This is a genomic window from Desulforhabdus amnigena, assembly GCF_027925305.1.
In the GTDB taxonomy this organism is placed as follows: Bacteria; Desulfobacterota; Syntrophobacteria; order Syntrophobacterales; family Syntrophobacteraceae; genus Desulforhabdus; species Desulforhabdus amnigena.
Genome location: NZ_BSDR01000001.1, coordinates 3713672 through 3728973 on the forward strand (window position 1 = coordinate 3713672; position 15302 = coordinate 3728973).

A 15302-nucleotide genomic window follows, 5' to 3' on the forward strand; every position below is an offset into this window, starting at 1 on the left:
AGTGCTGTGGTTCAGCCCCGGTCTGCGACCAGACACCTGGTGCCGTCGGGTTCCTCCGTGACGCGAAAGCCGAAAATGGGGACCATTTCGGCGAAGCTTCTTCCGAAAACGAGGTCCAGGGTATCTTCCGGGATATTCAACTGTTCGGCCGCGAAATGTCGGAAATGGTCTTCGTAGGCGAGGAGCTGGAGCACTTCATCGATGTTTTCCCCTTTGGAATCTTCGAGCTTCTTGAAAGCCGCATGAAGTTTTGCAAAGGAACAGCGTTCATCATGCTCCTCCATCATCTTCAGCAAAATCTCCACCGATTGCAAAATGTCGCGCCGGCTCAGGTAGGGCTGTGTCGCGAGTTCCTTTGACTGGCTGGGGTCCCAGCATGCCTGCGCCCGGCATTGGAGGGGACGGTCGGCGTAGATCATGCACTGGTCGGTGGTGTTGTCGAAAAATACGCATTCCTGAGATCCTTCCTTTTCCCGGAACTTGATCCGCTCGTCCAGCAGAAAAATCAGTTTGTCTTCCTGAGGCGAACGAACGGGCTCCCCCTTTCGAAGGGTGAGCAGCTGGTTCCAGGGAATCTTTTCCTGGCGGAGGATTTCGAGGTCTTCCCGGTGCAGTGTGGGAGCGCTCCTGCGGCAGCACTCACCGCACTGCACACAGGTGGGAAGGATTTCCCGGACAACCTGTTCGCTGGATTCCAGCAGCCGTTTCCACGCATCCAGCCGTTCCGACGCACTCATTCTCGGCCATCGGTTTTCTATTTCCTGGTAAGTGATGCTCTGTTCCAGCTGATATTGGACGCGCTTCAAGGGGAGAGACGTTTCCGTCTCTTTCATGAACGAAGTCAAAAATTCGAGCCAGTTCCGGCGAAGCGTTTCCACGTCCCAGTCGCCCGGGTAACCCATTGTATCCATACGATTTCGAGTGCTGTTGGAAGAAGTCATAAAGTGCTCTCATTCTCCTTGATAGTCCAGATGGATTGAAGCTTTCCTATTCGTTCCTTCGTGCCGGGATTCCTCTTCCCGACACGGATGGAAAAATCTCTCTCGTCATCTCAATCCCCCTTCGAAGGGAGCTTTACCCCGGGAATTCCTTCCTTAGAGATTGTCTGAAAATTTCTCCCTTAGGAGGCTGTCTGAAAATTCCTCCCTTGAGGGGGGTAGGGGGGTGTCAAGATTTGGCGAACCAGAAAAACACCCCCCTTGGCCCCCCCTCAAGGGGGGGAATCGAAGCAGGTTCGGCTCCCAAGCAGAGGAATTTTCAGACAGCCTCTTAAAGGAAGGTGTGGGGGCACTTTTTTAAATGAGAACTGCCGATACCCGGTTGTCTTCCCTGGTAGCGCCGCCTTCCACGGCGGCGTTCGAGGAGATTGAAGGCACAAGCCTTGTTTTCCTCTTCACCATGTAAGGCGGCGCCGCCATTCTTGATTTCCAGGTCTATATAGCCTATTGTGGCCAAGAGATAAACCTCGGGGTCCACAAAAAAGAGATAAAGCCGCTCTTTGGAATCAGCCCCATTCCTTTGCAATTTCTTCGATTCGGTCTTTGATCCTCCCGGCATGTCGGGGAGATGCCTTTCTCCATCCCAGCCCCAGGCGCAGGAAATCGCAAAAGTCGGGTTCCATGGGCAATCTGTGCGTGTATACGCTTTCGGGGAGCGTGTCATGGGGAAGACGGATTTCCGGGAGGGATAAAACACGCCGCCGGAGTTCCCGGCAGAGTTCTTCAAAGGGTTCGTCCGACCCGGTGGTCCCGGGGAATCGTTCGAGGACCAGTCGGAACAGGTACCGGGAGGTTCGAGGCGGCCAGGCGGAATCCAGGAGAAACCGGTGGCGCTGGAGGAGTTCCGTTTCCGTCCAGTTCATGTAGTGTGCAAGCGTTCGAAGGGGTTCCAGAACATGCGGCCCCCACAGCATCAGGTGAAAGAGCGGGTTGGCGCGGGGGCTGGAATAGAGGAATGTGTTCAAGCCTCGAACCAGGGGAAGCCAGAATTCCCGGCCTTCGGGGGGCAGCAGGGAAAACATGCGGGATGGCTCGCAGCTCTCCCGGTGGCACTTGTTTCCGTAGTCGATGAGGTAACGCAAATCCCTTCCCTCGTTCTGGAAGGGGTGCAGGAGGCACCCGGCGCGGCGGCCCCGCGCATCCAGAAAACCCAGCCCCCAACAGGAATACCCCACGATGGGCCGGTATCGGGGCCCCTCCTGTAAGAAGGTCCGACGGTTCTCGATGAACTCGCGCCTCAGGCTGCCCGCAAAGTCCAGGGGATCATAATGAGCCGGCCGAATGGGTGGGCAGCAGCCGAAGCAGGCGAGTTCGGGAGTGGGTGCGCAGAGGGTTTTCATGGTACCGGGGATTATAACGGCTCGGTGCCGCCTGCGTCACGCCTTAAATGTGAGAAAGTAGTGTGTCCTTTTGGGCAATTGACACCCTGAATGCCGTTTGTTATTGTTCCCACAGCTTTAAGGTCACTTTTATGGATATCCTCGAGGAGAATCAAAATGCCTATTTATGAATTTCGATGTACCGCGTGTGGAAATATTCAGGAAATCATCGTTTCGAGCAGTTCCGAGGAAGTGGAAATGAAGTGCAGGGAATGCCAGTGCGAAGACCTGGAACGGGTGCTGAGCCGCGTCAGCTATATCATGGGGGATTCCGGATCGTCAAAGGGGCAGGCTGCAGGCCCTAGTGTTACGACCAAAAACTGCGGCCCGGGCAACAGCTGCACGACCCTTGAACTGCCGGGGTACAGCAGGTAAGAAGGATAAATCCCCATCTGATTTTGGGAGCGGCTCTTTCGGAGTGACGGTCAAATCCCAAAAATCAGGGGGGCCGTTCCATGCCTGGAATCCATTGGAACGACATGAATCATTTGGGTGATCCAGCATCGTTGCGCCGGGCAAACCGTGCGGACTTTGGAACCTCGTGCCATGAAGATCCCTTGAACTGTCGGAGTACAGCAAGTAGCTTAAAGCCGAAAACATCCAACTTCAAAACAAATATTCGATAAAAAAATAATATATTGATTTGGTCCGCCCTTTTACACTGGAACGAGGCTTTTCGAAGTAAAAATAAGACATTTCAAGGTGCTTTTGATGCCTCAGCCGAGGCATAAGCGATTGGCTGGATCGCCTTCTTGGACAATCATTTTTTCTATTTGACTATATCAAGGGATGACCCCAGATACCCGCATGCCGGATGCTGTGGGGGGAAGAGCCCCGACTACCCGATCAGCAGGCATTCTCAAGCCTCTCTGCAATCCATTGGTTCAAGCTCTTGCCCTCTTTGAGGGCACGGACATATACCTTCCGGTGCAAGGTCGGTGGCAGGCGGAGCATTAACCGCCCAGAGAATGGTTTATCAGGCTCTTCCCCCCTCTGCTCGCAAAACTCCAGGTAGTCATCAATGGACTCCCGGAAAGCCTGTTCTATTTCTTCAACGCTTTTTCCCTGGAAAGTGATGACATCCTTCAGATCAAGGACTTCTCCATGGAAGATACCTGCTTCGTCATCATATTCTACATGTCCCGTGTACCCTTTGTACGTCAGCATGCGTTTTATTCCTTTGCCTGAATACCTGCTTCTGTCAGAAACCGCCTCAGTGACTTGAGAGCCCCTTTGTCAGTCTCTTTCTGTGGATGTGGACGGTGAAAAACAGCTCGAACCCCGTTCAGATAGACGCGTACTCTTGAGCCCCGCCCCTCGCTCAGTTCAGCCCCCAAGGCAAGGAGAAGACTCTCGATACCAGCCCATTCAACATCAGAACGGACAGGATCTTCAAATATGGCACGCAGTGTTTTTAGGTGCCTGCTGCTCAGCTTCATAGTATCATTATATGACATCATCCACCAGAGAGGAAGTCCGAATTGATGCGGAAAGGTACGGCATTCGCTATGACTACTAATCACGGCGCTCACCGGTTGGCGGAAGCGCGCCAGCGCCTGGAGCCAATCCGCTGCACAGCGCTTTGTTGGACCTGCGGTGACTTCGGACTGACAAGGCTTGCTTCGAGTCGGATTTGCTTTGTCTCTAAAGATTAAACAGCGCAATCCAAAAACACGGAAGCCTTAAACAAGCATTTTGGAGGTTGAAAAGGGCCTTCTGAGGCTAAAAGTATTCACTCTTAAACAAATATCAAAGAAGAAACAATATGTTGGTTCGGCCCGACCCCTTTCCCATGACCTCCGGATCAAATCTTTGAGAATTTTTTCCATCCCACTGTAGATGCTGTGGATGCATCCAGCGATGGCCCTCATGTGGGAAGCCCTGTCTTCCATGTCCTGGGCCGACTCGTACCTCTGGATCTTCCTCCGCATGGCTTCGAACTGCCGGGGTACAGCAAGCAGCCAAAACACGAAAGCGTCCTACAGAGGTTATCCGGACTCCAACCACAAATCGCCAAGATCGATTTCTATTTCTTGAAAGGGCTCCATGCGCGCTTTCTCGTGGCCGCCGAAGACACCCGCAGGGACCCAACGATGGGATTCGAGCCTCAATACCTCCAGAGTCATGTGAAAGGGATCGACCAGCCAGAGGTGCTTTACCCCATGTTGCTCGTAAAGCGTCTTCTTTACCGTACGGTCGCGCAGCGCTGTGCTCGGGGAAAGGACCTCGCACACCCAGTCGGGGGTGACGTCGATCCAGTTGTATTCCAACTTTTTCGGGAATCTCTCTTTCCTCCAGCCTGCGAGATCCGGGACGACGAGCTGTTCGTCCCATCTGATTTCGACCTCGACAAGAATGATCCAACCTCCGGGACCACCTCCTTCGCCGAATTGATACGGTGGCAATATCTTGCCCCCCAGCACGGATGTTGAGAGCATGTGCTGCGGGGACGGCCTCGGAGTGACGATCAACTCCCCGTTGATGATTTCTCCCATCATGTTTTCGGGAATACTGTAGAGATCCTCATAGGTCGCGGTTTTCTTTGCCGGCTCGGACATGACACACTCCTTCACTTCGACCCTGTTTCAATGTGCTCCCTATCGTTGGCGGACAGGGAGATGATTGGCATGCTGGAGGGCCTTTATCAGGGAAATGATCGGAACGGTATTTTTCTTACACTCCGTGCAATAAAGACGACAATGCAGTCTTTGGCTAAAGCTGCATAACGTGTTCCCGTGTTGCCGTATTCTAAAAGCCGACAGATTCTCATTTGCGGAGAACCTCATACAATCATATTGTATTTTTATCTTGATGGCAAAATCGGAGGCGCAGCCATTTTCATTTTGGATGTCTCTCATGATATTGGCATTTCCGACATCCCCCTTGATCCCCCTTCAAAGGGGGAATTTGCCCCTGGAATTCTCGATGGGGTTGGTGTTCAGGTTAAGAACCTATCCAGAAACCACCTGTGGACTTTGCGACACCCCCCTTGGTCCCCCCTCGAGGGGGGAATTAAAGGGGGGTGTCCGCTGCCGAGGTAGGTTTTCGGATAGGCTCTAAGCATAAAATTGCTCAATTGAATGTTCAAGTTCCCCCCTTGAGGGAGGGCATGGGAGTATTCACTTTTCAAAATGAGAATTGCTGCCATATAAGCCGCCATTTGACATATCGCACGGGATCGCGTGACGGAAATATTGTCACGTTCAGGAAGGAAAGGAAATTCATGGCAACGCTTACGGTCGGCGGGGCTCGCTCGAAGCTTTACCGTCTAGTCGATGAGACAGCGGCTTTTCATCAGCCTATCCTCATTACCGGCAAAAGCGCCAATGCCGTTCTTGCCTCCGGGGAGGATTGGAGGACTGTACAGGAAACGGTGTATCTACTCTCCATGCCCGGCATCCGAGAATAGATCAGGGAAGGTCTGAATACGTCAAGCGAGGAATGTGCAAAGAAAGCCGACTGGTGAAACGGCAGATTGTCTTCACAAAGCAAACTGAGAAGGATGCAAGAAAACTGCTTTAAAGGCGAAAACATCCAACTTCAAAACAAATATTCGAAAAAAATATATTGATTTGGTCCGGCTCTTTATACTGGAATGAGGCTTTTCGAAGTAAAAACAAGGCATTTCAAGGTGCTTCTGATGCCTCAGCCAAGGCATAAGCGATTGGCTGGATCGACTTCTTGGACAATCATTTTTTCTATTTGACTATGTCAAGGGCTGACCCCAGATACACACTAACCTCTACAGTAGGGCAGTGACCGTGCTCAGGCAAGTCCTGGCGCGGTTTTTCTAATTATGACCAAGCCTCAACTTATTAACTTAATCTCGGTCCATTCCATTCTTTTTTGGAATCTTGGCTGTTCGAACAACCGACTTGCTCCCAGCCACATGTCAGAAGTTAATAAATTAAGGGCGTCCCTCATTTCCCAAAAATCACGGCTATCTGCGAAAAGCTGAAGGTTTTAATCCACCTGCCGGGCGCACAGAAAAAAAAGAGGGCAAGGCCACTGCCGACCTCGCCCTCGTCGTACAACCTTGCAAATGAACACGAATCAGTTTAGATATTTCCTCCTGAGTCCAGCCACCCCAATTAATCCAAGACCAAGAAGGAACAAGGTGGATGGTTCGGGCACAGGGGCACCGTTTGTGACAAATCCTGTTATGTTGCCTTCAGAATCGGGAATAAAACCGGTGAGGTGAGCAGCAACCATATAACCACTAGCATTCGCAGTCAGAACGTCAGAGTCGGTGTTCCAGTGGGTTCCGCCTGTAGCAAGCAAGGTGAATGTAACGCTGGAAAACTGATTGCTAGGGTTAAAGTTACCGGTGGTATACTTAGTATTGAAAGAGCCAAAGCCGTCTTCATTCCCTGCACCTTCTGAAGTGAATGAAGAGTTTGAAGGAGTAATGGTTGCGGTGCCATTTAAGTTGAAGGCGGCTGCTCCTCCATCGCCCATTTTGTAACCATCAGAGATTGTGAACGTAATGGCTGCGTGCGTGCTATCGGTCAATTCAACGGTTACAGTGCCAAAGTCACCGCTGGCCGGATTCACGTTAGAGATGTTAAGATCATAAATCATGGTAGCACTCGCCTGACCGACTACCAGCCCCAGACTCAACAAAATTACGAAGCTAACTGCAAAAAGTCTATCGATGCGCATAAGATCCTCCATCATTAATTTGTTTCGCTTTTTATAACTTATTTTTTGGCCCTCTTTTTTTTATTTAACAATTAACAAGTATTGTGCCAAACTTGCAATTTGTTCAATTATTCTTGTTTCCATATGATATGTCAGTAAGTTATGACGCTACCAAAAATGCAAACCAATCAAAATTCACCTTTCCATATAGGGCGAAAAATGTAAACATTGGCGACGGTTATTTTGCTTACGCTCCAAAAGGTGTTACCCAAAGCTGGTTTGCCCCAAATTGTAAATCTGTAAAGAAATCCGACGACGAATGAAAGGCTCTGGTTATTTGGGGTCAGCCCTTGACATAGGACAAAATCAAATAGAAAAAGGCAATTGCCTCAACTCGGTCAAGGACTTGCAAAGAAAACAGGAGTACTTTCGATGCGTTGTCCGGTAAAGCAGGCAATGTGAAAGGTGAAAGCTTCTAAAGAATGGCTTCAATGCCCTTGCGGCGGATTACGTTCAGCAAGACGAGCGTTGCGCCTGTCGGCCACTTTACCCCACGTTTCAATTGCGACACGTAGCCGACAGTCAAGTTCAGGTAGTCATTCGGGGTCAGTCATTCGGGGTCAGCCCTTGACATAGGACAGAATCGAATAGAAAAAGCAATTGCCTCAACTCGGCCAAGGACCCGCAAAGAAGACAGGAAATCCTTGTTTAAGGCTCACCTGTTTATTGACTTGCGTTCTTCGATGTCTTTTCATCATGAAATGCGCACATCTTTGCTGAGTGTTTCATCCGCCTTCCCGTGGGATGAGCCCTATATATATTTCACAAGGTATAAATCTGATATAGGATATCAAATACACAGGCGAGTTTGGTGAATGGTGGGATGGCGAGCTGGAAAAGCGCACCGATATTTGCATTTCTGCTCTGCGTGCGACGATCGAGGCAATGGGTGGGACACTCGATATGGTGGCTCGTTTCCCCTTTCCCCGATGGAACGGTGAAGATTACGAACTTCTCCTCTAGCGGTGAAAATCCCTCTGTGCCAATATCAAGAGAGACATCCAAAATGAGAATTGCTGTATTGTATCCAGCTCATCAGAATGGGAGATTTACATGGAAATATGCGTGGATGAAAGTAAACTCAAAGAATTGATGAAGCAGGCTCTCGTGGAGGTCCTTGAAGACCGTAAAGAAGTGATTTACGAAATACTATCCGAGGTAATTGAGGATATTGCGCTTGCGCACGCTATTGCGGAAGGCGAGGCTACTCAACCGGCTGATAAACACGAGATACTCGATATCCTTCAGGGCCGGGAATGAAAGTCGAATTCAGAGCCAGCTTTGCCAGGGACCTGAAGCGGGTCAGGGACAAAGAGCTTCATCGGCAAGTTCAGAAAGTAATTGAAGAGACTGAATCTGCTCAGACTCTTTCTGATATAGCGAATCTAAAGAAGCTCAGGGTGAAGGGCCACTACTACCGGATAAAGCTCGGCGATTACAGAATCGGTATGAGCGTGGTGGATGGTACGATTATATTCGTCAGGTTTCTGCATCGAAGCGATATCTATCGGTACTTTCCGTAGTCCAGCCCACAGAAATTCTGGCCTGACAAAGGGCTGAAGGCGGAACCGAACCACATCGTGCATTCGGGGTCAGCCCTTGATATAGGACAAAATCGAATCGGAAAAAATAATTGCCCAGAAGGCGATCGCTCTGATCCCATCCGCATGAACCTGGTTTGGAGACTTTTGCCGATGAAGGATCTCTCGCTGAAAAGCAAGGGTCTTTCTAAATGTGCATCCACTGGGTTTTTCTGAATCATTCGGGGTCAGCCCTTGACATAGGATAAAATCGAATAGAAAAAGCAATTGCCTCAACTCGGCCAAGGACCCGCAAAGAGGACAGGAAATCCTTGTTTAAGGCTCACCTGTTTATTGACTTGCGTTCTTCGATGTCTTTTCATCATGAAATGCGCACATCTTTGCTGAGTGTTTCATCCGCCTTCCCGTGGGATGAGCCCTATATATATTTCACAAGGTATAAATCTGATATAGGATATCAAATACACAGGCGAGTTTGGTGAATGGTGGGATGGCGAGCTGGAAAAGCGCACCGATATTTGCATTTCTGCTCTGCGTGCGACGATCGAGGCAATGGGTGGGACACTCGATATGGTGGCTCGTTTCCCCTTTCCCCGATGGAACGGTGAAGATTACGAACTTCTCCTCTAGCGGTGAAAAAGAGGTGATTACAAGCTAAGGAGGTTTTATATGAGTACTGCGACTAAAATTTGCCGAGATAAAGTACTGGCGGAGATAGATGCACTGCCGGAAGAGTATTTGCCATTTCTGTTGCAGATGATGCGTGCTTTCCGGGAGAGTGTTACGCTGAAGCCGGCTGAGGAAAGCTTCCGGCAGGGGTGGTGTGAGGCTCAAAGCGGCATGACATCCCCGGTGGAAGACTTGTGGGATGATATCGATGCCCAATAATCTTCAAGCGCCAGAGATCGTTTACACTCCGGAGTTCAAGCGTAATCTTCGGCAGTTGGCCAAGAAGTACCGACGTATAAAATCCGATGTACAACCGCTCATTGAAGATCTAACCCAGGGAAAGACACCGGGAGATCAAATTCAACATATCCAATACGAAGTTTTCAAGGTCCGAGCCAAAAATTCAGATGCAGCCAAAGGCAAGAGTGGCGCTATCGGATTATCTATTATCGACCCAGTAGCGGTCCAATCGTGCTGATAACCATCTATTCCAAGACCGAACAATTGGATATCACACCGGCAGAAATCCGGCGCATTATCTCAGAATGCGAAACCCAGTCATTTGGGGTCAGCCCATGACATAGGACAAAATCAAATCGGAAAAAATAATAGCCCAGAAGGCGATCGCTCTGATCTCATCCGCATGAACCTGGTTTGGAGACTTTTGCCGATGAAGGATCTCTCGCTGAAACTCTCGCTGAAAAGCAAGGGTCTTTCTAAATTTGCATCCACTGGGTTTTTCTGGGTTTTGCGTGACTCGACAGGGAATAAGATCGACCATTCCGGCCGGGCGACTTCTCCACGATAAAATTGAAGGTTTTTATGGAATCTGCCGATAAGCACAAGGATGATGCCGGGCTGATCATAAAAACAAAAAATTTTGTATGGAAGTTATGCTGTCAGAATGGGAGGTCTGCTGTGAATACCAGAAGAAAAGCTTTCGTTAACGGTTTCCTGTTGTTCATTATTCTACTTGGATTGCCGTGGGTTTCCGCCCACGCAGTTCCGGCGTTGGGGGTTGCAACGGATGTGGCATATTCCGGGCCGGATGGATTTCTGGAAGATTATCAAAACTATTTCGTTGATTCCTACATCAAGCTGGCAAGTGATGAAAAAGGGGAAGGTTTCCTGATCGGGGCTTCAGGGCACGACCTGGTGCTTTTTACAAGCATTATAGGCAAGGAGATTTACCTGCTCACTTCCCAGGACGTTTACAATCGGAATGCACCGACTTTTCAAGGAAAATCCCTCGTCAAATACGATTTCGGCAAAGTAAAGGGATACAATTCGGATCCCTATTTTGGATTGAATCTCGGTCCGGTGGACTTGAGCAAGGGGTGGTATGAACTCACCGGTTTTCCGGGCAACCAAACATTCTATGCCTTGAATGTGAAGCTTCAATACTCCGGCAGTATTGACCCGGGAGACTATTTTTTTGCCATGGCTGATGACAGTAACAAAGGTAAGAATCCCACCGGGCTCGATGATAAGGATTCTGCCTCCCCCAAGACTACGAGTGCGACTGGAGGAGCGGTTCCCGTTCCGGAACCGGGTACGCTATTGCTTTTGGGTTCCGGTATTACGGGCCTGGCAATCTTTCATAGAAAAAAAATTTCCAAGATCCAGTTGAAAGAAAAGCCCGGCCAACTGGGCTTTGGGCAGCGATTCTCATTTTGAAAAACCTGCCCCCCCTGGCCCCCCTCAAGGGGGGAGTTTTAATCTTCACTGGAAGGGTTCTGCGCGCACCTTATCGTTTTCTGGAAAGAAATCTAGACGTTCGGGGTAGCGGATTAAATGAGAGGGTTGGTCATAATTGGAACCGGACACTGGGATTGGTTGATGGAAGAACCACGGAGACACGGAGGGCACAGAGTTGGATTCTTTTTTGCCGGCCGGGAGGCGGCCGGCAAAAAGGATCTCCTTTGCTAACAGGTGGAGGCCCTTATGGATTCTGACCGCTCTGCAACCCCGATTCCTTCCGAGCTCAATGAACTCGTCGGCCAGGTGATCGGCGCAGCCATAGAAGTCCACAAAGCCTTGGGGCCCGGACTCCTCGAATCCGCCTACGCAACCCGCCTCTGCAGGGAACTGGACCTCCGATCCATTCCCTACGAAAAAGAAAAGCCTCTCCCTATCGACTACAAGAGAACAAAACTCGACTGCGGATACCGCATGGACCTGCGTCCCTTTGACCTCAGACCCTGAAGGCAAGCCTTCTTACCGGCCGCCTCCCGGCCGGTAAAAAAAGATTCCTGCTCCGTGCCCTCCGTGCCTCCGTGGTGCGACAACTCTTCCTGGAACTCAAATCCTGCGACCGCCTTCAACCCATCCACGAAGCCCAGTTCCTTGCTTACCTTAAACTCACGGGCATCAGAGCGTGGATCCCCTCATGAACTTCAACGTCTCCCTCCTCAAGCGCAGAATAAAACGACTGTCCCTCGATTAAGAGCCTATCCGAAAACCTACCTCGGCAGTGGACACCCCCCTTGGTCCCCTCTCGAGGGGGGAATTAAAGGGGGGTGTCGTAAAGTCCATAGGTGGTTTCCGGATAGGTTCTAAATCGCACCCTTGGATCGCAGCGTTTTCAGTTGTTCCCGGGAATATTGCAGGCTCTCCAGGATCTGGTCCGTATGTTCCCCGAGCTCGGGTGCGTGGGTGCGGATGCTCCCCGGGGTGAGGGAAAACTTGGGGGCGATGCCGAGCTGTTTGTAGGCCCCCCAGCTTTCGTGGACGAGTTCCACCACCATCCGGCGCGCCTGTGTTTGAGGGTTGTCCATCACTTCGGCAAGATTCAGGATGGGTTCGCAGCAGCAGTCGCTCTCTTTGAACTGTTCGATCCACTCGGCCTGGGTTTTTTGCTTGAAGAATGCGGCGATCTCTTCCTGGAGAGTTTTTTGATGCGGGCCGGGTTCGAAGTAATGGGGCTGCTCCCATTCTGGGCGGCCGGCGGTTTGACAGAAGGCTTTCCAGAACTGGGGTTCGAGAGCGCCGAGGGACATGTGCCGCCCGTCCCGGGTTTCATAGATGTTGTAGCAGGCAAAGCCGTGGTTGAGAAAATCGTCCCCGGGGGAGGGGACTTTTCCATCGGCCAGGAATTTTCCCCACCGCAGGCAGTTCCAGGTGAGAGCTCCGTCGGTCATGGAGATATCGATGAACTGGCCTGTTCCCAGCCGTTCCCGGGCGAGGAGGGCGGTCACGATGCTGAAGGCGGCGAGAAGGCCGCCTCCACCCAGGTCTGCGATCTGAACGCCCGTGAGAGTGGGTTGCCCATCTTTGCCGCTGTAGGAGAGGACTCCGTTCAGTGCCAGGTAGTTGATGTCGTGGCCGGCCTTGAGGGCGAGAGGGCCTTCGCAGCCGTAGCCGGTGATGGCGCAATAGACCAGGCGTGGGTTGAGTTCTTTGAGCGTTTCGTAATCGAGCCCCAGCTTCCGCATGACTCCCGGCCGGAAGCCTTCCAGCACCACATCGGCATCCTTGACCAGTTTTCTAAAGATTTCCTTGCCTTCGGGGGCCTTGAGATTCAGGGTCAGGGAGCGCTTGTTCCGGTTGAGCACCACGTGGAATCCGCTGTTTTTTCCGATTTTCGGGGGCCACCAGCGGATGTAGTCTCCCAGCTTCGGATCTTCCACCTTGATGACATCGGCTCCCATATCGGCCAGCAGCATGGAACAGAAAGGGCCGGGAAGGAGGCGGGACAAGTCGAGGACCTTGAAACCGGAAAGCGCTCCTGTCGTCATTTTGGATCCTTTCGTGTGTTTTTTATCCGCAGATTGCGCAGAAAGGGGAAGTTGGACCGCTTCTTGAGTTTCCTCCATACCCTTTGCTCATTGCGTTCTCTGGGGTGAATGTTTGCTCCGTGCGGGGGCGGGCCCTGGTTCCGGCGCTTCTCAAAAGAGCGCCCGCGCGAACTCTTCCGCATCGAAGGGCCTCAAATCTTCCATGCCTTCGCCAATGCCGATGTAGCGCACGGGGACCTGGAGTTCGTCGCAGATGGCGACCACGATGCCGCCCTTGGCCGTGCCGTCGAGCTTGGTCAGAATGAGACCCGTGAGCCCTATGGATTCCTTGAACAGCCTGGCCTGGGAGAGAGCGTTCTGGCCGGTGGAGGCGTCCAGGACCAGGAAAATTTCATGGGGGGCCGCGGGCATTTTTTTGTTGATGGTGCGTTGAACCTTCTTGAGTTCTTCCATGAGGTTCACCTTGGTGTGCATGCGGCCGGCCGTATCCATGAGGACGACGTCCGCATCCCTGGAAACTGCGGCGTCCATGGCATCGAAGGCCACGGCGGAGGGGTCGGAGCCGCTCTTTTGCTTCACGACGGGAACGCCCGCGCGTTCTCCCCAGAGGCTGAGCTGTTCCACAGCGGCGGCGCGGAATGTGTCCCCGGCGACGAGCATGACTTTCAATCCCTGTTCCTTCAGTTGATGCGCCAGCTTTCCGATGGTGGTGGTCTTGCCCACTCCGTTCACGCCGATCACCATGACCACGAAGGGATGATCCGCCCTGAAATCCAGAGGAGTGATCGTCCGGGAGAGTATCCCGCTGATTTCCTCCCGCAATTGATCCCGCAGTTTCTGAGGATCTTTCAATTCCTTGCGCTTGATCTTTTCCGTGACTTTCTGGAGGAGCAGTTGTGTCGTATGCACGCCGAGGTCCGAGGTGATGAGGACCTCTTCCAGTTCATCCAAAAGATCCAGGTCGATGGTTTTCCTGCCGAGAACCAGGCGGTCCATGCGGTCGGAAAATTGTTCGCGGGTCTTGTGGAGGCGTTCGCGAAGCCGCTTGAAATAGCGCTTTTCCTCCCGCTCCGTTTCTCCTTCGGGTTCCATTTCCTGAACTGCGGGCTCAAGGGATGGGATGTCGGTCCCCTCACCGGGTGCGGACTCGTCCGCAGAAGGGGGAGAGGGTTCTTCCTCTGTTTCATCGATCCTTTCGTCCATCTCTTCGGCATGAAAAGATTCTGCAGGAGGAATCGAAGTAAGATCCGGGATGATCTCTTCCTGGGTGGGGCCTTCCTGATCCTGTACAAGGTCCTCCCGGATTCCCGTGTCCGATTCCAGCGCCGGTTTGCCTTTTTTGTTCTTACGTTTGAACCATTTGATCATGAAATCTGACTTTCCTTGCTAACGGCAGAAGCGTTTCGTAATTTTCGGAAATATCCTCGTCTTTGAAAGATGGGATTCTTCCTGGCTATGTGCTACAAGTATAGAGGTTCATCTCTCAGAAATACAAGGCAAAATGAAACGATTTTCCTATCTGTTCGGCTGTTGTGTCTGCAGTTTTCAGCAAGGGGAGAGCACCGCTTTATGATGAAAGAAGAAAACAGATTGCGTTATGATTTGATTGCCGTCTGCAAGAGGCTGGAAGAAAAGGGGCTGGTGGCCGCCGCGGATGGCAATGTGAGTTGTCGGGCGGGAAAAAACAGTCTTCTCATTACCCCAAGTGGGCGGGCCAAGGGGGAGCTTTCGCCGTTGGATCTTCTCCTGGTGAATCTCGAAGGGGAGGTGCTCGCGGGGCAGGGGCGTCCCTCCAGTGAAATCCGCATGCACCTCCTGGTCTATGAAAAGCGGCCGGATGTCATGGCTGTCGTGCATGCTCATCCCCCCATGCTGACCGCCTTCACTCTTGCGGGCATTCCCTTCCGCTCCGATGCGCTTCCAGAAGTGTGGATGCACTTCGGTCCGGTGCCCACGGCACCCTACGCGACACCGTCCACCCGGGAAGTGCCCGATTCCCTCGCTCCTCATTTAGAGGGAAGCCATGCCATCCTGCTGGAGCGCCACGGTTCCCTGACTCTGGGGCGGGACTTGAACGAAGCCTGCCAGCGCCTGGAAAAACTGGAACATGCGGCTCACACTCTCTACTATGCCCATCTCATGAACCGGAGCGCTCCCGAACCCCTTGCGCCGGAAGCGCTCATAAAGCTGAACAAAATAAAGCACGGGTGACAGGGCCGACCTACCGGTTGAAGCCTTGACTTTAGGAGCGACTGAAAGCCGCGACTCCCTTGGGAG

Annotated in this window: 18 protein-coding genes and 1 pseudogene; 9 read left to right on the forward strand and 10 right to left on the reverse strand. The window is 51.8% G+C overall.

Annotated features, from left to right (window positions below):
- Window positions 1–11: 11 nt before the first annotated feature.
- From QMG16_RS15740 to QMG16_RS15750, 3 genes are all read right to left on the reverse strand, one after another.
- Complete coding sequence (locus QMG16_RS15740) at window positions 12–941, reverse strand: YkgJ family cysteine cluster protein (protein ID WP_281795766.1); 930 nt, start codon at window positions 939–941, stop codon at window positions 12–14.
- Window positions 942–1269: 328 nt separating this feature from the next.
- Window positions 1270–1455, reverse strand: a complete 186-nt coding sequence (locus tag QMG16_RS15745) for a hypothetical protein (RefSeq protein ID WP_281795767.1) — start codon at window positions 1453–1455, stop codon at window positions 1270–1272.
- Between the two features lie 49 nt (window positions 1456–1504).
- Entirely contained in the window at window positions 1505–2338 is an 834-nt protein-coding gene (locus QMG16_RS15750; protein WP_281795769.1) for a hypothetical protein, read from the reverse strand.
- A 156-nt stretch (window positions 2339–2494) separates the two neighbouring features.
- Here QMG16_RS15750 and QMG16_RS15755 point away from each other — a divergent pair, with 156 nt between their 5' ends.
- Window positions 2495–2752: an FmdB family zinc ribbon protein gene (locus QMG16_RS15755; protein ID WP_281795771.1), complete on the forward strand. Its 258-nt coding sequence runs from the start codon at window positions 2495–2497 to the stop codon at window positions 2750–2752.
- A 471-nt stretch (window positions 2753–3223) separates the two neighbouring features.
- Here QMG16_RS15755 and QMG16_RS15760 read toward each other — a convergent pair whose 3' ends face one another.
- The 3 genes from QMG16_RS15760 to QMG16_RS15765 all read right to left on the reverse strand — a co-directional run bounded on the left by QMG16_RS15760 (window position 3224) and on the right by QMG16_RS15765 (window position 4935).
- The gene (locus tag QMG16_RS15760) at window positions 3224–3544 is read right to left on the reverse strand and encodes a type II toxin-antitoxin system HicB family antitoxin (RefSeq protein WP_281795772.1); all 321 of its coding nucleotides are present in this window, start codon (window positions 3542–3544) and stop codon (window positions 3224–3226) included.
- Between the two features lie 5 nt (window positions 3545–3549).
- A complete protein-coding gene (locus QMG16_RS19670; RefSeq protein WP_373878684.1) occupies window positions 3550–3816 on the reverse strand; it encodes a type II toxin-antitoxin system HicA family toxin in 267 nt (88 codons plus the stop codon).
- Window positions 3817–4365: 549 nt separating this feature from the next.
- Window positions 4366–4935 (reverse strand): Uma2 family endonuclease, encoded by a 570-nt coding sequence (locus QMG16_RS15765; protein WP_281795773.1) that lies wholly within the window; start codon window positions 4933–4935, stop codon window positions 4366–4368.
- Window positions 4936–5600: 665 nt separating this feature from the next.
- On the opposite strand from QMG16_RS15765, the gene QMG16_RS15770 reads away from it, so the two are divergent.
- Window positions 5601–5786, forward strand: a complete 186-nt coding sequence (locus QMG16_RS15770; protein WP_281795776.1) for a type II toxin-antitoxin system Phd/YefM family antitoxin — start codon at window positions 5601–5603, stop codon at window positions 5784–5786.
- Between the two features lie 644 nt (window positions 5787–6430).
- On the opposite strand, the gene QMG16_RS15775 is transcribed toward QMG16_RS15770, so the two are convergent.
- The gene (locus QMG16_RS15775) at window positions 6431–7039 is read right to left on the reverse strand and encodes a PEP-CTERM sorting domain-containing protein (RefSeq protein WP_281795778.1); all 609 of its coding nucleotides are present in this window, start codon (window positions 7037–7039) and stop codon (window positions 6431–6433) included.
- A 454-nt stretch (window positions 7040–7493) separates the two neighbouring features.
- Window positions 7494–7613: pseudogene (locus tag QMG16_RS19675) on the reverse strand (helix-turn-helix domain-containing protein); the annotation flags it as partial.
- 530 nt (window positions 7614–8143) lie between these two features.
- Between QMG16_RS19675 and QMG16_RS15780 the strand changes: the two are divergent.
- The 6 genes from QMG16_RS15780 (at window position 8144) to QMG16_RS19680 (ending at window position 11681) form a co-directional block, all read left to right on the forward strand.
- A complete protein-coding gene (locus QMG16_RS15780) occupies window positions 8144–8338 on the forward strand; it encodes a hypothetical protein (protein ID WP_281795779.1) in 195 nt (64 codons plus the stop codon).
- The gene (locus QMG16_RS15785; RefSeq protein ID WP_281795781.1) at window positions 8335–8601 is read left to right on the forward strand and encodes a type II toxin-antitoxin system RelE family toxin; all 267 of its coding nucleotides are present in this window, start codon (window positions 8335–8337) and stop codon (window positions 8599–8601) included. Before QMG16_RS15780 ends, QMG16_RS15785 begins: the two co-directional genes overlap by 4 nt.
- A gap of 687 nt (window positions 8602–9288) precedes the next feature.
- Window positions 9289–9507 (forward strand): hypothetical protein, encoded by a 219-nt coding sequence (locus QMG16_RS15790; protein ID WP_281795783.1) that lies wholly within the window; start codon window positions 9289–9291, stop codon window positions 9505–9507.
- Window positions 9508–10206: 699 nt separating this feature from the next.
- Entirely contained in the window at window positions 10207–10965 is a 759-nt protein-coding gene (locus tag QMG16_RS15795) for a PEP-CTERM sorting domain-containing protein (RefSeq protein WP_281795784.1), read from the forward strand.
- Window positions 10966–11232: 267 nt separating this feature from the next.
- On the forward strand, window positions 11233–11493 hold the full coding sequence (locus QMG16_RS15800) for a GxxExxY protein (RefSeq protein ID WP_281795786.1): 261 nt from the start codon (window positions 11233–11235) through the stop codon (window positions 11491–11493).
- A gap of 74 nt (window positions 11494–11567) precedes the next feature.
- Window positions 11568–11681 (forward strand): GxxExxY protein, encoded by a 114-nt coding sequence (locus tag QMG16_RS19680; RefSeq protein ID WP_373878752.1) that lies wholly within the window; start codon window positions 11568–11570, stop codon window positions 11679–11681.
- 162 nt (window positions 11682–11843) lie between these two features.
- On the opposite strand, the gene QMG16_RS15805 is transcribed toward QMG16_RS19680, so the two are convergent.
- Window positions 11844–13025: a CaiB/BaiF CoA transferase family protein gene (locus QMG16_RS15805; protein ID WP_281795787.1), complete on the reverse strand. Its 1182-nt coding sequence runs from the start codon at window positions 13023–13025 to the stop codon at window positions 11844–11846.
- 150 nt (window positions 13026–13175) lie between these two features.
- Entirely contained in the window at window positions 13176–14393 is a 1218-nt protein-coding gene (gene ftsY / locus QMG16_RS15810) for a signal recognition particle-docking protein FtsY (RefSeq protein WP_281795788.1), read from the reverse strand.
- Between the two features lie 201 nt (window positions 14394–14594).
- On the opposite strand from ftsY, the gene QMG16_RS15815 reads away from it, so the two are divergent.
- The gene (locus QMG16_RS15815; protein WP_281795789.1) at window positions 14595–15236 is read left to right on the forward strand and encodes a class II aldolase/adducin family protein; all 642 of its coding nucleotides are present in this window, start codon (window positions 14595–14597) and stop codon (window positions 15234–15236) included.
- Window positions 15237–15302 lie beyond the last annotated feature (66 nt).